Genomic DNA, 15,809 nt, shown 5'->3' with positions numbered 1-15,809 from the left:
TTGCCCGTAGCCTCCAGCGCGCGCGTCTGCAGTGCGGCTGCACAACGCCCGCTGCGAAAACCGTTCCGCTTCGCGGTCGACACGGGCGCAAGCGGCCTCGCGCGCGCGGATACGCGGCTGGTCGACGCACTCGGCCTGCCGCGCCAGGGGCACACCGGCAACTCCGACGGCGTCAGCACCGCGCAGGCGGACACCGTACGACTGCGCAGTCTTGCGCTCGGCGCGCTGCGCTGCGAAGCGATCGTCGCGATCACGCGCGACTACAACGCGCGTCAATCGGCCGATGCGGCCTTCGACGGCATCCTCGCGCGGGATTTCTTCGCCGGCGGCCTGCTGACGATCGATGACCCGCGGCGGCGACTGACCTTCAGCCGGACACGTCGACTGTCACCCGAAGATCCCGGCGCGCTCGCGTACGAGCGGCCGTTCCGGATTCCGGTCTCGATCGGCGACGTGCAGGTCGACGCGCAACTCGACACCGGCGCCAACGTGACCCTCGTGCTGCCACAGCGCATCCACGACGCGATGCCCGACGCGGCGGCGGTAACGCAAGGCCGCCTGACACTCGGCAACGGTGAGGTCGACGGCGGTCGCACACGGCTGCACGGTCCGCTGCGGATCGGCGCCCTGTCGCTGGCCGACGTCGAAGCGCGCATGTCGGCACGCTTTCCCGAAGTGCTGGTCGGCGCGCACGCGCTGCAGAGAAGCGTCGTGCTGATCGACCAGCGCAGCCAGCGGGTCGCGGTGTGCGCGCCGCCGGCGCGCACGGTCTGAATCATCCGCGCGCGTCGGGCTTCGTCACGCACGTACGCCGCGCGCTCATTCCTGCAGCGCGCGCAGCGTCACCGACGGCGGCGCATCCAGCACCCTGCGCGTCGCCCACAAGCCGGCGAGCAGCGTCATCAGCACGCCGATACCGCCGCCGGCCGCAGCCAGCGCCCAGTTCGGGGTCCACGGCAGATCGAACACCCGCACCGCGATCACGCCCGCCAGTACCGAGGCCGCGATCGACGCGACGAGGCCGGCCAGCAGACCGATCGCCGCGAATTCCGACGCCTGCGCCAGCCGCAGCTGCGCCCGCTTGCCACCGAGCACGCGCATCACGCCGCCTTCGAGCAGGCGCTCGTCCTGGCTGGCGCTGACCGCCGCCAGCAGCACCAGCACGCCGGCCGCGAGCGAGAACCAGAACACCACCTGCACCACCGTCGACACCTGGTCGGCGGTGCTGCGCACCTGAGTCAGTACCGCGTCGATGTCGACCACTGACAGGTTCGGGAACCGCTGCACCAGATCGGCGGTGAAGCGCGGCTTGTCGCTCGGCACCCGGACCGCGGTGATGTGGCTCGCCGGATACGCATCCAGCGCCCCGGGTGAGGCGACGACGAAGAAGTTCGGCCGGAAGCTTTCCCATTCGATGCTGCGGAAGCTGGTGATCGGCGCTTCGAACCGCTGGCCGGCGATATCGAAGACGATGCGGTCGCCGAGCTGCCAGCCCAGATCCTTCGCGAAGCCTTCCTCGACCGAGATCTCCGGCGTTGCCGGCGCGGACTCGCCCCAGAACGTGCCGGCGGTGACCCGGTTGTCGTCGCGCAGATCGCTCTGCATCGAGAGGTTGAATTCGCGCTCGGCGCGACGCTGCGCCTGGCGGTCCTGCGCCTCGTCGCCGCTGCGGCCGGCGTAGTCGTCACCGCGCACGGGTTCACCGTTCCGCTCGACCAGACGCGCGCGGATCATCGGGAACAGCACCGGCGCATCGACGCCCTGATCGGCGATGAAGGCGCGCACCGGATCGAGCTGGTCCGGCTGCACGTTGATGATGAAGCGGTTCGGCGCGTCCTGGCCGATCGCGAGCTGCCAGCGGTCGAGCAGATCGGTACGCACGAAGGTCAGCAGCAGCAGCGCCATCAGGCCGAGGCCGAGCGCTGTGACCTGCGCGACGCTGGTGCCCGCGCGCCGGCTCACGTTGGCCAGGCCGTAACGCAGGCTACCGCGCAGCCGCGTGCGCAGCGCGCGCACCAGCAGGATCAGGCCCCAGGCCAGCAGTGCGAGCACGGCGAACGTCGCCGCGATACCCGCAAGCATCGCGCCACCAAGCGTCGCCGAACCCGCTTTCCACCACAGCAGCGCGGCGAGACCGACGAACCCGGCGCCACCGACCAGCCAGGCGCTCGGCTCGAACCCACCGAGATCACGCCGCAGCACGCGCAGCGCCGGCACGCGGCGCAGTGCGAGCACCGGTGGCGCGCCGAACGCCATCAGCACGACGAGGCCGACGCCGTAACCCTGCAACGCCGGCATCAGCCCCGCCGACGGAATCGACAGGCCCAGCAACGATTCCAGCCAGCGGCCGATGCCCCATTGCAGACCGAAGGCGATGACGACGCCCAGGGTGCAGGCGATCACGCCGAGCAGCAGCAGCTCGCCGACATGGATGCCGACCAGCGTGCGCTGCTGCGCGCCCATGCAGCGCATCACCGCGACGGAGGTCAGATGCCGCGCCGAATGCTGGCGTGCGGCCATCGCCACGGCGACCGCGGCGAGGATCACCGACACCAGCGCGGCGAGGCCGAGGAAGCGGCCGGCACGATCGAGCGAGGAGCGCACTTCCGGGCGCGCATCGCCGATGGTTTCCACGCGCTGGCCGCGGCCGATGTTCGCGCGCGCGGCGGTGGCGAAGCCGTCGACGGCGTTCGCGTCACCTGCGATCACCAGGCGATAGCGGATGCGACTGCCCGGCTGGATCAGACCCGTCGCCTCGAGATCGGACAGATGCAGGAACACCTTTGGTGCGACATTGAAATAATCGATCGACGCATCCGGTTCCTGCAGCACGAGCGCGGTCAGGCGGAAACTGCGGTCGCCGAGAAACACGGTGTCGCCGACCGACGCGCCTAGTGTGTCGGCGCCGGCGCGGCTCATCCACGCAGTGCCGGGCTCGGGCACGGCCTCGGCGTCGCGCTCGACGCCATCGGCGCCGGCGATGCGGAAACTGCCGCGCAGCGGGAAGCCGTCGCCGAGCGCACGCACATCACCCAGCTGCAGCGTCGCGGTGTCGCCCGCGCCGACGCGGATCATGCTGTCGAGTTCGATCGTGTCGACGGCTTCGAGACCCGCGGCATTGGACGCCTCGCGGATCGCGCCTTCGATCGGCGCATCGCCGCGCACCACCGCATCGCCGCCGAGCAGACGGTTGGCTTCGATCGCCAGCGCGCGTTCGGCGCGATCGGTGACGAAGCCGACCGCCGTCACCGCGACGACCGCGAGCACCAGTGCGGCGAACAGGATGCGGATGTCGCCCGCCTTGAAATCGCGGCGCAGCTGGCGCCACGCGAGCGCGGCGGTCCTCATGCGGTCATCGCCTCGTCGGCGACCAGACGGCCACTGTCGATGCGCAGGCGGCGCTTGCAGCGCTGCGCCAGATGATCGTCGTGGGTGACCAGCACCAGGGTGGTGCCGGCGTCGGCATTGAGCGCGAACAGCAGTTCGATGATCGACTGACCGGTCGCAGTGTCGAGATTACCGGTGGGTTCGTCGGCGAACAGCAGCGACGGCCGGGTCACGAACGCACGCGCCAGTGCGACGCGCTGCTGCTCGCCGCCGGAGAGCTGACGCGGGTAATGGCCGAGGCGCTCGGCCAGGCCCACGCGCGCGAGCACGTCACGCGCCGGCGCTTCGACCTCGCGATCGCCGCGCAGCTCCAGCGGCAGCATCACGTTCTCCAGCGCGGTCAGCGACGGCAGCAGCTGGAAGCTCTGGAACACGAAGCCGACCTTCTCGCCGCGCACCTTCGCGCGGCCGTCCTCGTCGAGCGTCGAGATCGGCGCGCCGTCGAGCACCACGGCACCGGTGCTCGGCGTATCCAGACCGGCGAGCAGCGACAGCAGCGTGCTCTTGCCCGAACCCGACGCGCCGACGATCGCCACCGTGTCGCCGTGGCCGATGCGGAACGCGACGTCCTGCAGGATGGTCAGCTCGCCCGACGGCAGCTCGACCCGCTTGCCCAGCGCCGTAACGTCGAGTGCATGGCCGGCGCGTGCGGTTTCATCTTGCGTGGGGGTGCCGTCGTGCATAGATATCCTTCGATGTTTCGAACCAGCGCCGCGCGCGTCGCCAAGCAGCGGCGTCGCCGGACCGACCGGAGATGTGGGAATGACTGAGGGACCTGCGGCCGCGCGCCGCCCGATGCAAGCGCGGTGGATGCGCTGGATGATGGCGTGCCTGCTGGCCCTGCCCGTTCTAGCACAGGCGCAGTCGGCGTCGCCTGCAGCGCCGCCCGCCGGCGACGCGAAGACCATTCTGGTCATGGGTGATTCACTCTCCGCGGGCTACGGCATGTCCGCCGCCGAAGGCTGGGTGTCGCTGCTGCAGCAGCGCCTGCAGCGCGAGGCGCCCGGCTGGCGCGTGGTCAACGCGAGCATCTCCGGCGAGACCAGTGCGGGCGGTGCGTCGCGGATCGCGGCGACGGTGGTCCGCGAGCAGCCCGACATCGTGATCATCGCGCTCGGCGCGAACGACGGCCTGCGCGGCCTGCCGCTGGCCGATGCGCGGCGCAATCTCGCGCGGATGATCGGGGCATCCCAGCACGTGGGCGCAAAAGTCCTGCTGGTCGGCATGCGCATGCCGCCGAATCTGGGCGCCGACTACACCCGCGGCTTCGAGGCCAACTACCGCCTGCTGGCGAAGACCTTCGACACCGCCCTGCTGCCGTTTCTGCTCGAGCCGATCGCCAGCGATCGCGCGAATTTCCAGGACGACAACCTGCACCCGACCGCGGCGGTGCAGGGGCAACTGCTCGATCACGCGTGGCCCGCGCTGCAGCCGCTGCTGGACTGAACGGGCAGGTGCCGCAGGCGGCTCGCGGCGCAGTAAATGTAAGGATCGCGTGATGCATCCAGCGGGCCTTCCAGTCGCGTAGAGAGGGGTGAATCCGTCGCAATGTGCGGCGGGTCACCTCACCGTCTCCGGACGATTTCCGAGAAAACCACCATGAAGCGCACTCTGCTCGCCACGATGCTGCTCGCCTCGATCGCCGCCCTCACTGCATGCCAGAAGGACGCCGCCACCGATTCCACCGCTGCCACGATGCCGCCGCCGGCCGAAGCCCCGGTTACAGCACCGCCGGTCGCCACGGCCACGGATCCGGCGATGTCCGCCGAAGCCGACGCCACCGCGCAGACCGACAACCCGATGGTCGGCGGTGCGCCGATGTTCGCCGACCGCGACATCGTCACCAATGCCGCGACCTCGAAGGACCACACCACGCTCGTCGCCGCGGTCCAGGCCGCCGGTCTCGCCGACACGCTGAAGGGCCCGGGTCCGTTCACCGTGTTCGCGCCGACCAACGCTGCGTTCGAAAAGCTTCCGGCCGGTGCCGTCGACGGCCTGCTGAAGCCGGAAATGAAGTCCGACCTGACCAAGGTGCTGACCTATCACGTGGTGCCGGGCAACATCGACGCCGCCGCACTGGTGCAGCAGATCCAGGCCGGTGGCGGTACCGCCAAGCTCAAGACCGTGGAGGGCGCCGAGCTGACCGCGAGGCTGGATGGCCAGACCGTCACGCTGACCGACGCCAAGGGCGACGTGGCCCGTGTGACCACGGCCGACGTGCGTCAGAGCAATGGCGTGATCCACGTGATCGACACGGTGCTGATGCCGTAACGGCGCAGGCACCGATTGCGAAACGGTCGACCCGTTTTGCAGACACGAAGAAGGCGGCCCGAGGGCCGCCTTTTTTTGTCGCGCGATCGTCTCGGGTCAGCGGGACGGCGCGGCGGTGCCATCCGACGCACGCAGCAGCGGATACGGGTTGAGCGGTGTGCCGGTCCACCACTGTTTTTCCGGCGTCAGCTGGAAGATCGCGAAGTGCAGATGCGGCGCGGCAGGATCGGCGTTGCCGGTGCTGCCGACGGTGCCCAGCACGTCGCCGCGCTTCACCGTCGCACCCTCCGCCAGGCCGGGCGCGTACGCCTGCAGATGCGCGTAGTAGTACGAAAATTGCCCGCTGGGCTCGAACTGGTAGATCGTCAGTCCGCCGCGATCACTGGTGAACAGCTTCTCGATCGTGCCGTCGGCCACCGCGAGAACCGGTGTGCCGGTCGGCGCCATGATGTCCAGCGCTTCGTGCTGGCGCTCGCTGCCGCGTGCATCGCCGAAGGTGTCGTGGATGTCGGTGATGGCGATGCCCTGTACCGGCAGCAACAGACCTTCAGGCGCCTGTGCATCCACGATAGGTGTGGCGGCCAGCTGTGCTGTCGGCGGGGACGCGGCCGGCGTGTCGATCACCGCTACAGTGACCGGCGGAGATGTGACCCCGGCAGCCGCCCCGCGAGAAACCGTCTGCGAAGACGGCACCTCGACCACTTCATCCGCCTGGCTCGCGCCCCGCTCGAACAGCGGCCCGCCCTGCCAGAAGAACCACGCGACATTGGCCAGCAGCAGCACCGCAATCAACGCGATCCAGGTTCCCGGCCGTTTCATGGCTTACTCCTCGAGCAGCGCGACCGTGCCCGGCTTGACCACATCGGCGACGCGACGCGCGCTCCAGTTGGTCATGCGGATGCAGCCGTGCGACTGGGTCTTGCCGATGTTCTGCGGCTCGGGCGTGCCGTGGATGCCGTAATGCGGCTTCGACAGGTCGATCCACACCGTACCGACCGGATTGTTCGGGCCGGCCGGCAGCGCGGCCTTCGCATGCGAGGGATCGGCATCCCAGAACAGGTCCGGGTTGTAGTGGAAGGTGGGGTCGGTGGCGACACCTTCGATCTTCCACTCGCCGATCGGCAGCGGATCGCGCTCGGTGCCGGTGGACGCGGGGAACTGCGCGTAGACCTTGCCGCCGGCATCGACCAGACGCACCACCGAATCCGACTTGCTCACGACCACGCGCGCGGGTTCGGCCAGCGGCGCGGCCTCTGCGACGTTCGGCACGACGATGCGCGTGCCGGCCTTGAAGTCGCTGCCGGGATTGAGCCGGCGCAGCAGCGCGGGCGATGCATGGAAGCGTTCGCCGAGTGCTTCGACGACGTTCTCGAAGCCGAGCGCCTCCTGCTTGGACTGCGCCATCATGTCGTCGGGTACTGCGACGAACGGGCCGGCGACATCCTCGGCCGTCAAGGTGTGTGCGAGCAGCGCAGGCGCAGCGTCACCGGTCAAGGCGTCCCAGGTGCGCGCATCGAGCGTACCGTTCGCCTCGATGCCGCGAAAACGCTGGAACGCCGCGATCGCACGCGTGGTGTTGGTGCCGCCGCGCGCGTCGATCTCGCCGGGAGAGAAATGTACGCGATCGAGCAGCACCTGGGTGCGCAGCATCGCCGCATCACCGGCGTCCATCTCCGCCGCATTGACCGATTCGGGCGTCAGTGCCGCCGACGCCTCGGCGCTTTGCGCGGTGTCGTCGCCTGCGGGGGCGTCCTGCGCGAACGCGGGCGCTGCGACCAGCAGCATGGCGAATGCGCAGACAGGCGCGCGGGCGGTGCGGATCCAGTGGGCATTCATGGCGTCGTTCCTTGGGCTCGATACGCCGCATGCTCACGGCGCGCGCGCGCCAACCGCGTGAAGCCGCGCGCGGACCGTTCAGCGTGCCGGGCAGCGCAACAGTGTCGAGTTGCGTCGCCACGCTGGATCGTCGGCGTAGGCGAACAGCAACTGGCCGTCCTTGAGATCGTCGATCACCGCCTGCGCCACTTCATCGCGCACCGCGGGACAGCCCCAGCTGCGCCCGAGCCGGCCCTGCCGACGCGCCTGGTCCGGATCCACGTAATCGGCGCCGTGCATGACGATCAACCGCTCGCGCGCACGCGCGTTGATGCCGGGCTCCAGTCCGTCCAGGCGCAGCGAGTACCCGTTCTGTCCGGTGTAGGTCTCGGCCGTCGAGAACAGGCCGAGGCTCGACTGATAACTGCCTTCGACATCGGAGAACGCCGTGGGCACGTTGCCGCCGCTGCCGCGTCCATGCGCGACGTGCTCGGCATGCAACAGGCGCCCGGTCTGCACGTCGAAGATCCACATGCGCACGTCGGTCGACGGACGCGAGTAGTCGATGACCGCGAGCCGGCGTCCGACCTCGTGATCGCGCGCCGCACACGCGCGCGCATCGAGCGCGAGCGACAGTACCTCGCGATCGAGCGCCGGCGCGGCGGCGGACAGGGTGTCGAGCGTGGCGTCGGCGGCCTGCACGGCGGAGCAAGCCAGCAGGCCGACCAACCAGATTGGAGTGAGACGACGTGCGTACATGGTCGGAGCCTAACGCGCCGACCCCGCGCCGTGCGTCAACACGCGCCTTCCGCTGCTTCCCGATATTCGACCGCTCATCGGCTCGCGGGATTATTTTCCGATTAACCTTGCACGGCCGATAAAGTCGATGTATCGTGCGCGCCGATCCTTCAAACCGGAACGTTCTCCAACGGACCTCCCATGAAAACCGCCCGCGCACACGCCTTCATGCTTCGCCACCCGCGCTTCCAGCGCGCAGCGGAAGCGTGCGCGAAGCCTGCACTGCAGGCCGGACTGGACCGTATTCCCGACTGATCTCCACGTCCATGGAGATCGGCCACGCCGATCTCCGAGGCACGCGAACGCCCTCGGACACACAGCCGGGGGCGTTTTTCGTTTGCGCGTTCGCAAAAGCGAGTTCAATGAATCCGCAGGACCGACATTATCTTCCCGAGGCATCCGGAATCCAGGTTCCGATTATGGGAATCCAGCTGCGAGGCGTTCGCCAGTAAATGGCGTGGAACGCTGTGCCCCGATGCCGGGCACGGGCGGCGGACAAGTTCGGTCCTGCGTCAGGAATCGATGTCGTATGGCATCGATCGGGACATCGACGACCACGGGCCAGCGGTATGGATTGCAGTCCATCCGGTGCGCACGGCTCTGCCGCGGCGTATGCCGGCGCGTGCGAGGCGATGGACCGGACGCGGGCGATAGCTCAGAGGGAGAGCAGCGGCGCAAGCCGAAGGTCACCGGTTCGAATCCGGTTCGTCCACCACTGGATAGCTCAGAGGGAGAGCATCGGTCTAGTAAACCGAGTGTCGCGGGTTCGACTCCCGCTCCAAGCACCATGACCTGTCACGTCATGACATCGGAACGCGAGTTCCACACCAGGACACGGTCTGCGCGGCGTGCGGTCCTCGACACGCTTCGGCATGTCGCCATGCCGGGACCACCGCAGCAGACCCGTCGCCGGGCCCGCGTCCTCGAGGCGCGCGGACCGGTTCGCAACGCACGCAACCGCACTCCATCGCGGCGCGGGCGTCCGGACCGTGTCTCCGCGCCGGGAGCACGCCCGCTCCGCGACGGCGCTGCCAGGGCCGTGTCCACCTTCTTCACGGAGTTCGCTCCGCCCCATCGCGCGCATTCCTGTGCGATGTGCACGCATGGCCGTCGCGGGATCCGATCCACCGCGGCGGCACCACTCGACGGATCGGACCACCAGCGCCAAGAAAACAAGGAGAGAGTGCCGTGAACATCCACAGCATGTTCTGGACCAGGCGGGTCGTGATCGGTGACGGCGAGCGCGGCCTGGTGTATCGCAACCGTCAGTTCGAGCGTGTGCTCGGGCCCGGCGTGCATCGCATGTTCGATCCCCTCAATCGGATCGAAGTGCGCACGTTCGACATTGCAGCGCCGGAGTACGCCGGTCACGACGTCGACGCATTGATCGCCCGGTTGGGGCCGGCGCTGCACGCGGACTTCGTGCAGGCCGACATCGGTGCCGACGAAGTCGGTCTGGTGTCCAAGCGCGGAAAACTGGAAGACGTGCTGCCGCCCGGTTCGCGCCGCCTGTACTGGCGCGGTCTGGTCGAGGTCGCCGTCGAGCGCGTGTCGCTCGCTGACGGCCTCGCCGTGCGCGCGGACGTCATGCGCCGTCTGCGCCAGCTCGGCGCACTGTCGAAGGTCGCGGTCGTGCTGGACGTGCCGGCGGAATCGGCCGGCCTGGTGTTCGTGGACGGTCAGTTGCTCGACACGCTGGGCCCGGGCGCCTACGCCTTCTGGAACTTCCAGAAGAACGTGACCGCCGAGGTGATCGAGCTGCGCGTGCAGTCGGTGGAAGTGTCGGGCCAGGAACTGCTCACGCGCGACAGGGTGTCGTTGCGCGTGAACCTCGCCGCCAGCATGCGCGTGACCGACCCGGTCGCCGCGCGCACGAAGGTGGCGAAGTTCGGCGATCACCTGTATCGCGAGCTGCAGTACGGCCTGCGCAAGGTGGTCGCGTCGAGGACGCTCGACGAACTGCTCGGCGACAAGGCCTCGCTCGATGCCGACATCTTCGCGTACGTGCACGGCCAGGTCGGCGGGCTCGGCGTCGAAGTGCTCGGCGTAGGCGTCAAGGACGTGATCCTGCCGGGTGAGATGAAGGAGATTCTCAACGGCGTCGTGCAGGCGGAGAAGGCGGCCCAGGCCAACGTGATCCGCCGTCGCGAGGAGGCGAACGCCACGCGTTCCTTGCTCAACACCGCGAAGCTCGTGGAGGAGAGCCCGACGCTCATGCGACTCAAGGAGCTCGAGGCGCTGGAGAAAGTCACCGAGAAGATCGACAAGCTCACCGTGTTCGGCGGCCTGGACGGCGTGCTGAAGCAACTGGTGACGATGAAGTAGTTCACCCCGCGCGGCGCACGGACGCGTCGCGCGGATTTCGATGGAACGAGAAGGAAAGAAGCATGAACACGCAATACGAGTTTCTGCATGCCGAAGGCGCCACGCCGATCAAGGGCTGGGTGCGCGGCGTGCCGCTGGAAGACCGGGCGCACGACCAGCTGCGCAACATCGCATCGATCCCGTTCGTGGGGCCGTGGGTCGCGGTGATGCCGGACGTGCATCTCGGCAAGGGCGCGACCGTGGGTTCGGTGATCCCGACCCGCGGCGCGATCATCCCGGCCGCGGTAGGGGTCGACATCGGCTGCGGGATGGCCGCGGTGCGGACCACGCTGCGCGCGAACGACCTGCCCGACAGCCTCGCGCAGATCCGCTCGGGCATCGAGCGCTCGGTCCCGGTCGGCAACGGCCGTGGTGGCGAGCACTGGAAGCTGCCCGACGGCATCGCCACGCGCATCGCGCAGTCGAGGCTGGTGGAGCGGCTCGACGTGATCAAGCAGAAGCATCGCAAGGTGCGCACCGACAAGCTGGGCTGCCAGACCGGCACGCTCGGCGGCGGCAACCACTTCATCGAGCTGTGCCTCGACGAAACGGATGCTGTCTGGGTGATGCTGCACTCGGGATCGCGCGGCACCGGCAATCTGATCGGCACCTACTTCATCGAGCAGGCGCGCCAGCAGTTGGCGCATCGCGTTCTGGGCTTCCATCTGCCCGACAGGGACCTCGCGTTCTTCATGGAAGGCGAGCCGCTGTTCGACGACTACGTGGAAGCCGTTTCCTGGGCGCAGGACTACGCCCGCGAGAACCGCGAGGTCATGATGGCGCGGGTGCTCGCCGAACTGCGCCACCGTCTGCCGAAGTTCCAGCTCGAGAAGATGGCGGTGAACTGCCACCACAACTACGTCGAGAAAGAGACCCACGCGGGCCAGGATCTGTACGTGACCCGCAAGGGCGCGGTGAGCGCGAAGGCCGGCGAGCTCGGCATCATTCCCGGCAGCATGGGCGCGAAGAGCTTCATCGTGCGCGGGCTCGGCAACGCGGACAGCTTCCACAGCTGCAGCCACGGGGCCGGCCGTGTCATGAGTCGCACCGCGGCGCGCCAGCAGATCACGCTGGCGCAGCACCGGGAGGCGACCGCGCATGTCGAATGCCGAAAGGATGCGGCAGTGGTCGACGAATCACCGGCTGCCTACAAGGACATCGAGGCGGTCATGGCCGCGCAGTCCGACCTGGTGGAAATCGTGCACACGCTGCGGCAGGTCGTGTGTGTGAAGGGCTGATACGGCACGCGATGTCGCGCCAGGGCCGCTCCGGTTGGAGCGGCCCTTTTTTTTGCGGGTGCGTCGGCGCCGCACGGCCGCGCTTGACACCGGGCAAAGTGTATTGTTGTATTGATACACATGGACGCAAGCCTGCTCTCGATCCAGCCCAATGCCGCCGAGCCGCTGTACCGGCAGATCACCGGTCAGATCCGGCGGCTGGTCGCGGGCGGGGTGCTGCGACCTGGCGAGACCCTGCCCTCGGTCCGCGATGTGGCCGGGCTGCACGCGATCAACCCGATGACCGTGTCCAAAGCCTACAGCCAGCTCGAAGCCGAAGGCGTGCTGCTGCGGCTGCGCGGCAAGGGGATGGTCGTCGCCGATCTCGCCGCGCCACCCGATCTTGCCGCGCGCTGGGCGCTGATCGATCCCGCACTCGACGCGCTGGCACGCCAGGCGCGCGAACTCGAACTGCCGGCCGGGGCGCTGCTCGACCGGCTCAAGTCCCGACTCAAGGAAGACCTGCCATGAACGCGATACTCGACCGTTCCATCTCCGCTGTCGCCACGCCGGTTGCGTTCGGCGCTGCTGCCCCGCTCGCGGCGGACGGCCTGATCAAACAGTACGATCACGAGAACGTGCTCAAGGGCGTGTCTCTGACCATCGAGCCGGGCACGGTTCTCGGCCTGATCGGCCGCAACGGCGCCGGCAAGAGCACGCTGATCCGCGCGATGCTCGGCCTGATCGAATTCGATGCCGGCACCGCGACCGTCTGGGGTGAGCCAGCGCTGCGCATGGGCGATGCAGCCAAGCAGCGCCTGGGTTACGTGCCCCAACAGCCCGAGGCGATGGCCTGGCTCGAGGTCGGCGAGATGCTCGACTTCATCGGCCGCTTTTACCCGCGCTGGAACGCCGCCTACGTCAACGCGACGCTTGAGCGCTGGCAACTGCCGCGCAACAAGCTGCTGGCGAAACTCTCGCCCGGTGAGCGCCAGCGCGTGGCGATCATCCGCGCACTCGCCCCGCAGCCCGAACTGTTGGTGCTTGACGAACCGGCCTCGGCGCTGGACCCGGTCGGTCGCCGCGAGCTGCTGCGCGAGATCGCATCGCGTGCCGGCGACTCGGGCACCACCGTGCTGTTCTCGACCCACATCGTCTCCGATCTCGAACGCGTCGCTTCGCACGTGGCCTTTCTGCACAACGGTCGACTGCTGCTGCACAGTGAGCTCGACAGCCTCAAGGAACGTAATCTGCGCCTGCACGTGCCCGAAGCGGTGGCCGCGCAACTGCGCGAGGACGTGCCCGGCGAAGTCTCGCGCCGGCCGCATCCCTATGGCGGCCTGTCGATCACCGTGCTGCGCGGCGAAGACGCGCCGTGGCCGGATCTGGTGCAGGTGCCCGGCGTACGCGCCGAAGCACTCACGCTGGAGGATCTCTTCATCGAGATATCGGCATGAGTGCCGCACGCATGCGGGTGCACCAGCGATTCTCGGTGCTGGCGCTCCTCAGGGCCGCGATTCCGCTTCGACTCCGGATCTGGGTATTCGTGCCGTGCGTGCTGATGCTGTCGATCGCAGTGTTCGGCCCCCGTGTTGCGCACGACGTCCCGAGCGCGACGATCTACCTGATGCCGTTTCCGCTCATGAGCATCGCGCTGATCTGGCACATGTGGGTGGGTCGCCTCGCATTGATGCAGTCGAAGGCTGAAAGCCTCCGTCTGCCGGGGGTCAAGTCCACCGTCAGGCGCGCCTTGGCGATCGTGGCAGCGGTGACCGTCCTGATGCCCGGTCTCTTCTTCGCTTCTTCCGGCGTGACGCCGTTTTGGGCCCTGACCCTTCCGGTCATTGCAGCGCTCTGGGGGCTGCTGGCAGCGCTAAGCCCGGCACCGTTCGCCTGGGCGCTGCTAATGCTGCCGATCGTGGGACCGCCGCTTGGGGAAACGATTGCCACCTGGTTCGGCGCGAAGTTTAGCTTGCATGCGTTTCCGCCCACGGCGGCGCTGGCGTGTATCGGGCTGGCAGCAGCGCTGGTCGCCTGGCGCTGGCGCGTCGTGGCCAGAGCGGGCGAACCCGAACGCTTGCGCCGCTGGCAAGACGCCATGCTGTTCAACCACGCCGCGATTGCAGCCGACGAGGACGTGCCACCGTCGCCGTATCGCGATGCAGATACCCGTCGGGTTTCCGTCGTCGGCCAGAACACGCGCATGCGCGCAGACCATGCCGGCCCTCACGATGTCGGCGCCGCGATCGGCGCGTGTTTCGGGGGCGATTTGGGCGAACGTCCCTCGCGCGATGCCCTGAAGCAGTGGGGCATGTTGGCCGTGGTGGTCCTGATCCTGCTGGCAAACCCGCTATCTGCGACGAGCCTGTCCTACATGCGCGACGCCGTGCTCTGGGGCGGCGTGAGTGGTTCACTGGCATACGGCTGGCTGCTCGCCAGAGGGGTGCAGCTGCAACAGCAGAGGGCCTCGGGGGCCCAATCGGAACTGGCACTGCTGCCCGGCCTCGGCAGCCCGGATGCCGCGCGGCGGGCCATGGTCGGGTTGATGCTGCGACGTCTGGCGCGGCTGCTGACCTTCATGTTGGCCGGCCTGGCGCTGGCCGCATGGACGCGGGAGCTCCCGGCCACCCAGCTCCTGCCGATGGGCGTCATGTGGCTGGGCGTCGCTGCCGGTAGCCTGATGCTGTGCCTGCGGGCCCTGGCCGGCCGATCACTCGTGTCCAGACGCGCCTTGCTGATGCTGGTGCCGCTGATCGTCCTGGCGACGATCACCATGACTCTGGGCTTCTTCCGTATCCCAGAGATGCGCTTCATCCCGACACTGCTCATCGTGTGGCCCTTGTTGATTTCCGCCTATCTGATGATGGCGCGCGGGATGCTGCAGCACTACAGAGCCAAAGCACACCCGTTCCTGCTTCAGTGACGATCTGAATCTTGACCGCTGGTTAAGCCCACCCGGCGCATGATCGAATTCCACTCATCCATCCTGCGCGCACCGCCCGCAGTCGGGAGTACCCGCGATGAATCGCCGATCCCTGCCCCTGTTGCTCGCCGCCGCGTTGAGCGCCCTCGCGATGCCGGCGCTCGCCGGCAACGACGTCACCGATCCCGAACTGCCACGCAGCCTGACCGGCGACAGTCCGGTCGCGGTGCAGTGGACCGATCCCAAGGCGTTCTCCGACATCCGCCTCAGCGGCAATCGCTGGGAAGCCCGCCGCGGTGACTGGGTCGAGCAGATCGCCCGGTACGTGCGCCAGCGCGCGGAGCGCGAACTGCCGGCTGGCAGCACGCTCGACGTGACCATCCGCGACATCCGCCGCGCCGGCATGTACGAACCGTGGAACGGCCCGCGCTTCGACCACGTACGCATCATCAAGGACCACTACCCGCCGCGGATCGATCTCGACTTCGTGCTGCGCGACCCCAGCGGCGCCGTGATCGCCGAAGGCCCGCGCGAACTGCGCGACATGGGCTTCCTCAACCGTGCGGGCTCGGCGATGAACAGTGATGCGCTGCGTTACGAGAAGCAGCTCATCGACGACTGGCTGCGACGCGATCTACGGCCTGCGATCGCGCAGCGCTGAGGTCTGTGGACTCGAGGAAGCCGCGCGATTGCGCGGCTTTTTTGTTGCATCGCATCGCCCGTTCTGGCGATGAGGATGCGCTTCGCTCGAGCGCCAGGCGCCTCACGACCGGATTATCCGCGTCGTGCTCTCCGCGCGTGCGGGCATGTCAGCCGCGGTTCGCGCGTCCTCTTCTACACACTCTGGATGTGACGCCGGCACGCACTCCGGTCTCGTTCGGCTGCTGTTTCCGCTTCGGCTGCGGCTTCCGCTTTGGCTTTGGCTTTGGCTTCTGCTTTGGCTTTGGCTGTTCGCTTTTGAATCGAGCCGTAGAGCGAGCCGAGCACCGGAGCCTGGCGTGGCCGAAGAGCAGCCCATGTCTGAGCGCAGCGAG

General features: G+C 68.3%; 15 protein-coding genes and 1 tRNA gene. 10 read left to right on the top strand and 6 right to left on the bottom strand.

All coding sequences use genetic code 11. From position 1 onward, the window contains the following. The gene (locus AC3A5T_RS16265; protein WP_487629437.1) at positions 1-774 is read left to right on the top strand and encodes an aspartyl protease family protein; all 774 of its coding nucleotides are present in this window, start codon (positions 1-3) and stop codon (positions 772-774) included. 45 nt (positions 775-819) lie between these two features. On the opposite strand, the gene AC3A5T_RS16260 is transcribed toward AC3A5T_RS16265, so the two are convergent. Beyond that, a complete protein-coding gene (locus AC3A5T_RS16260) occupies positions 820-3,348 on the bottom strand; it encodes an ABC transporter permease (RefSeq protein ID WP_487629436.1) in 2,529 nt (842 codons plus the stop codon). Beyond that, complete coding sequence (locus tag AC3A5T_RS16255) at positions 3,345-4,070, bottom strand: ABC transporter ATP-binding protein (protein ID WP_487629435.1); 726 nt, start codon at positions 4,068-4,070, stop codon at positions 3,345-3,347. The genes AC3A5T_RS16260 and AC3A5T_RS16255 overlap by 4 nt, the downstream gene beginning before the upstream one ends. A 79-nt stretch (positions 4,071-4,149) precedes the next feature. Here AC3A5T_RS16255 and AC3A5T_RS16250 point away from each other — a divergent pair, with 79 nt between their 5' ends. Both AC3A5T_RS16250 and AC3A5T_RS16245 read left to right on the top strand, forming a co-directional pair. Next, positions 4,150-4,833, top strand: coding sequence for an arylesterase (locus tag AC3A5T_RS16250; RefSeq protein WP_487629434.1), 684 nt, complete (start codon positions 4,150-4,152; stop codon positions 4,831-4,833). Positions 4,834-5,082: 249 nt separating this feature from the next. Then, positions 5,083-5,658: a fasciclin domain-containing protein gene (locus AC3A5T_RS16245; RefSeq protein WP_425491135.1), complete on the top strand. Its 576-nt coding sequence runs from the start codon at positions 5,083-5,085 to the stop codon at positions 5,656-5,658. Between the two features lie 96 nt (positions 5,659-5,754). Here AC3A5T_RS16245 and AC3A5T_RS16240 read toward each other — a convergent pair whose 3' ends face one another. The 3 genes from AC3A5T_RS16240 to AC3A5T_RS16230 all read right to left on the bottom strand — a co-directional run bounded on the left by AC3A5T_RS16240 (position 5,755) and on the right by AC3A5T_RS16230 (position 8,232). Then, positions 5,755-6,477 carry a M23 family metallopeptidase gene (locus AC3A5T_RS16240; protein ID WP_232137472.1) on the bottom strand — a complete coding sequence of 241 codons (723 nt, stop codon included), beginning with the start codon at positions 6,475-6,477 and terminating at the stop codon, positions 5,755-5,757. A 3-nt stretch (positions 6,478-6,480) separates the two neighbouring features. Then, positions 6,481-7,494, bottom strand: coding sequence for a L,D-transpeptidase family protein (locus tag AC3A5T_RS16235; RefSeq protein ID WP_487629433.1), 1,014 nt, complete (start codon positions 7,492-7,494; stop codon positions 6,481-6,483). Positions 7,495-7,572: 78 nt separating this feature from the next. Continuing rightward, positions 7,573-8,232, bottom strand: a complete 660-nt coding sequence (locus tag AC3A5T_RS16230; RefSeq protein WP_487629432.1) for a murein L,D-transpeptidase catalytic domain family protein — start codon at positions 8,230-8,232, stop codon at positions 7,573-7,575. Positions 8,233-8,916: 684 nt separating this feature from the next. Between AC3A5T_RS16230 and AC3A5T_RS16225 the strand changes: the two genes are divergently transcribed. The 7 genes from AC3A5T_RS16225 (at position 8,917) to AC3A5T_RS16195 (ending at position 15,436) form a co-directional block, all read left to right on the top strand. Continuing rightward, a tRNA-OTHER gene (locus AC3A5T_RS16225) sits at positions 8,917-8,986 on the top strand. Between the two features lie 488 nt (positions 8,987-9,474). Next, positions 9,475-10,596 carry a slipin family protein gene (locus AC3A5T_RS16220; protein ID WP_487629472.1) on the top strand — a complete coding sequence of 374 codons (1,122 nt, stop codon included), beginning with the start codon at positions 9,475-9,477 and terminating at the stop codon, positions 10,594-10,596. A 62-nt stretch (positions 10,597-10,658) separates the two neighbouring features. Further along, on the top strand, positions 10,659-11,873 hold the full coding sequence (locus tag AC3A5T_RS16215) for an RtcB family protein (RefSeq protein WP_487629431.1): 1,215 nt from the start codon (positions 10,659-10,661) through the stop codon (positions 11,871-11,873). A 120-nt stretch (positions 11,874-11,993) separates the two neighbouring features. Then, positions 11,994-12,383: a GntR family transcriptional regulator gene (locus AC3A5T_RS16210; protein ID WP_332078112.1), complete on the top strand. Its 390-nt coding sequence runs from the start codon at positions 11,994-11,996 to the stop codon at positions 12,381-12,383. Continuing rightward, positions 12,380-13,309, top strand: a complete 930-nt coding sequence (locus tag AC3A5T_RS16205; RefSeq protein WP_487629430.1) for an ABC transporter ATP-binding protein — start codon at positions 12,380-12,382, stop codon at positions 13,307-13,309. The genes AC3A5T_RS16210 and AC3A5T_RS16205 overlap by 4 nt, the downstream gene beginning before the upstream one ends. Continuing rightward, on the top strand, positions 13,306-14,775 hold the full coding sequence (locus AC3A5T_RS16200) for a hypothetical protein (RefSeq protein WP_487629429.1): 1,470 nt from the start codon (positions 13,306-13,308) through the stop codon (positions 14,773-14,775). The genes AC3A5T_RS16205 and AC3A5T_RS16200 overlap by 4 nt, the downstream gene beginning before the upstream one ends. 97 nt (positions 14,776-14,872) lie before the next feature. Beyond that, entirely contained in the window at positions 14,873-15,436 is a 564-nt protein-coding gene (locus AC3A5T_RS16195) for a DUF3016 domain-containing protein (RefSeq protein WP_487629428.1), read from the top strand. A 173-nt stretch (positions 15,437-15,609) separates the two neighbouring features. Here AC3A5T_RS16195 and AC3A5T_RS16190 read toward each other — a convergent pair. After that, a partial coding sequence (locus AC3A5T_RS16190; RefSeq protein WP_487629427.1) for a hypothetical protein occupies positions 15,610-15,809 on the bottom strand: 200 nt, incomplete at its 5' end.

This window comes from Luteimonas sp. Soil_C_16 (genome assembly GCF_057657295.1).
The sequence above is the reverse complement of the archived record's forward strand: the minus strand, read 5'-3'. Positions and strand labels throughout refer to the sequence as shown.

Bases quoted from the DNA above. Each gene is read 5' to 3' on its own strand.
- AC3A5T_RS16205 (WP_487629430.1), top strand. From the start codon at position 12,380: ATGAACGCGATACTCGACCGTTCCATCTCCGCTGTCGCCACGCCGGTT.
- AC3A5T_RS16255 (WP_487629435.1), bottom strand. From the start codon at position 4,070: ATGCACGACGGCACCCCCACGCAAGATGAAACCGCACGCGCCGGCCAT.
- AC3A5T_RS16195 (WP_487629428.1), top strand. From the start codon at position 14,873: ATGAATCGCCGATCCCTGCCCCTGTTGCTCGCCGCCGCGTTGAGCGCC.
- AC3A5T_RS16235 (WP_487629433.1), bottom strand. From the start codon at position 7,494: ATGAATGCCCACTGGATCCGCACCGCCCGCGCGCCTGTCTGCGCATTC.
- AC3A5T_RS16200 (WP_487629429.1), top strand. From the start codon at position 13,306: ATGAGTGCCGCACGCATGCGGGTGCACCAGCGATTCTCGGTGCTGGCG.
- AC3A5T_RS16245 (WP_425491135.1), top strand. From the start codon at position 5,083: ATGCCGCCGCCGGCCGAAGCCCCGGTTACAGCACCGCCGGTCGCCACG.
- AC3A5T_RS16230 (WP_487629432.1), bottom strand. From the start codon at position 8,232: ATGTACGCACGTCGTCTCACTCCAATCTGGTTGGTCGGCCTGCTGGCT.
- AC3A5T_RS16215 (WP_487629431.1), top strand. From the start codon at position 10,659: ATGAACACGCAATACGAGTTTCTGCATGCCGAAGGCGCCACGCCGATC.
- AC3A5T_RS16220 (WP_487629472.1), top strand. From the start codon at position 9,475: ATGTTCTGGACCAGGCGGGTCGTGATCGGTGACGGCGAGCGCGGCCTG.
- AC3A5T_RS16210 (WP_332078112.1), top strand. From the start codon at position 11,994: ATGGACGCAAGCCTGCTCTCGATCCAGCCCAATGCCGCCGAGCCGCTG.
- AC3A5T_RS16260 (WP_487629436.1), bottom strand. From the start codon at position 3,348: ATGAGGACCGCCGCGCTCGCGTGGCGCCAGCTGCGCCGCGATTTCAAG.
- AC3A5T_RS16240 (WP_232137472.1), bottom strand. From the start codon at position 6,477: ATGAAACGGCCGGGAACCTGGATCGCGTTGATTGCGGTGCTGCTGCTG.
- AC3A5T_RS16250 (WP_487629434.1), top strand. From the start codon at position 4,150: ATGACTGAGGGACCTGCGGCCGCGCGCCGCCCGATGCAAGCGCGGTGG.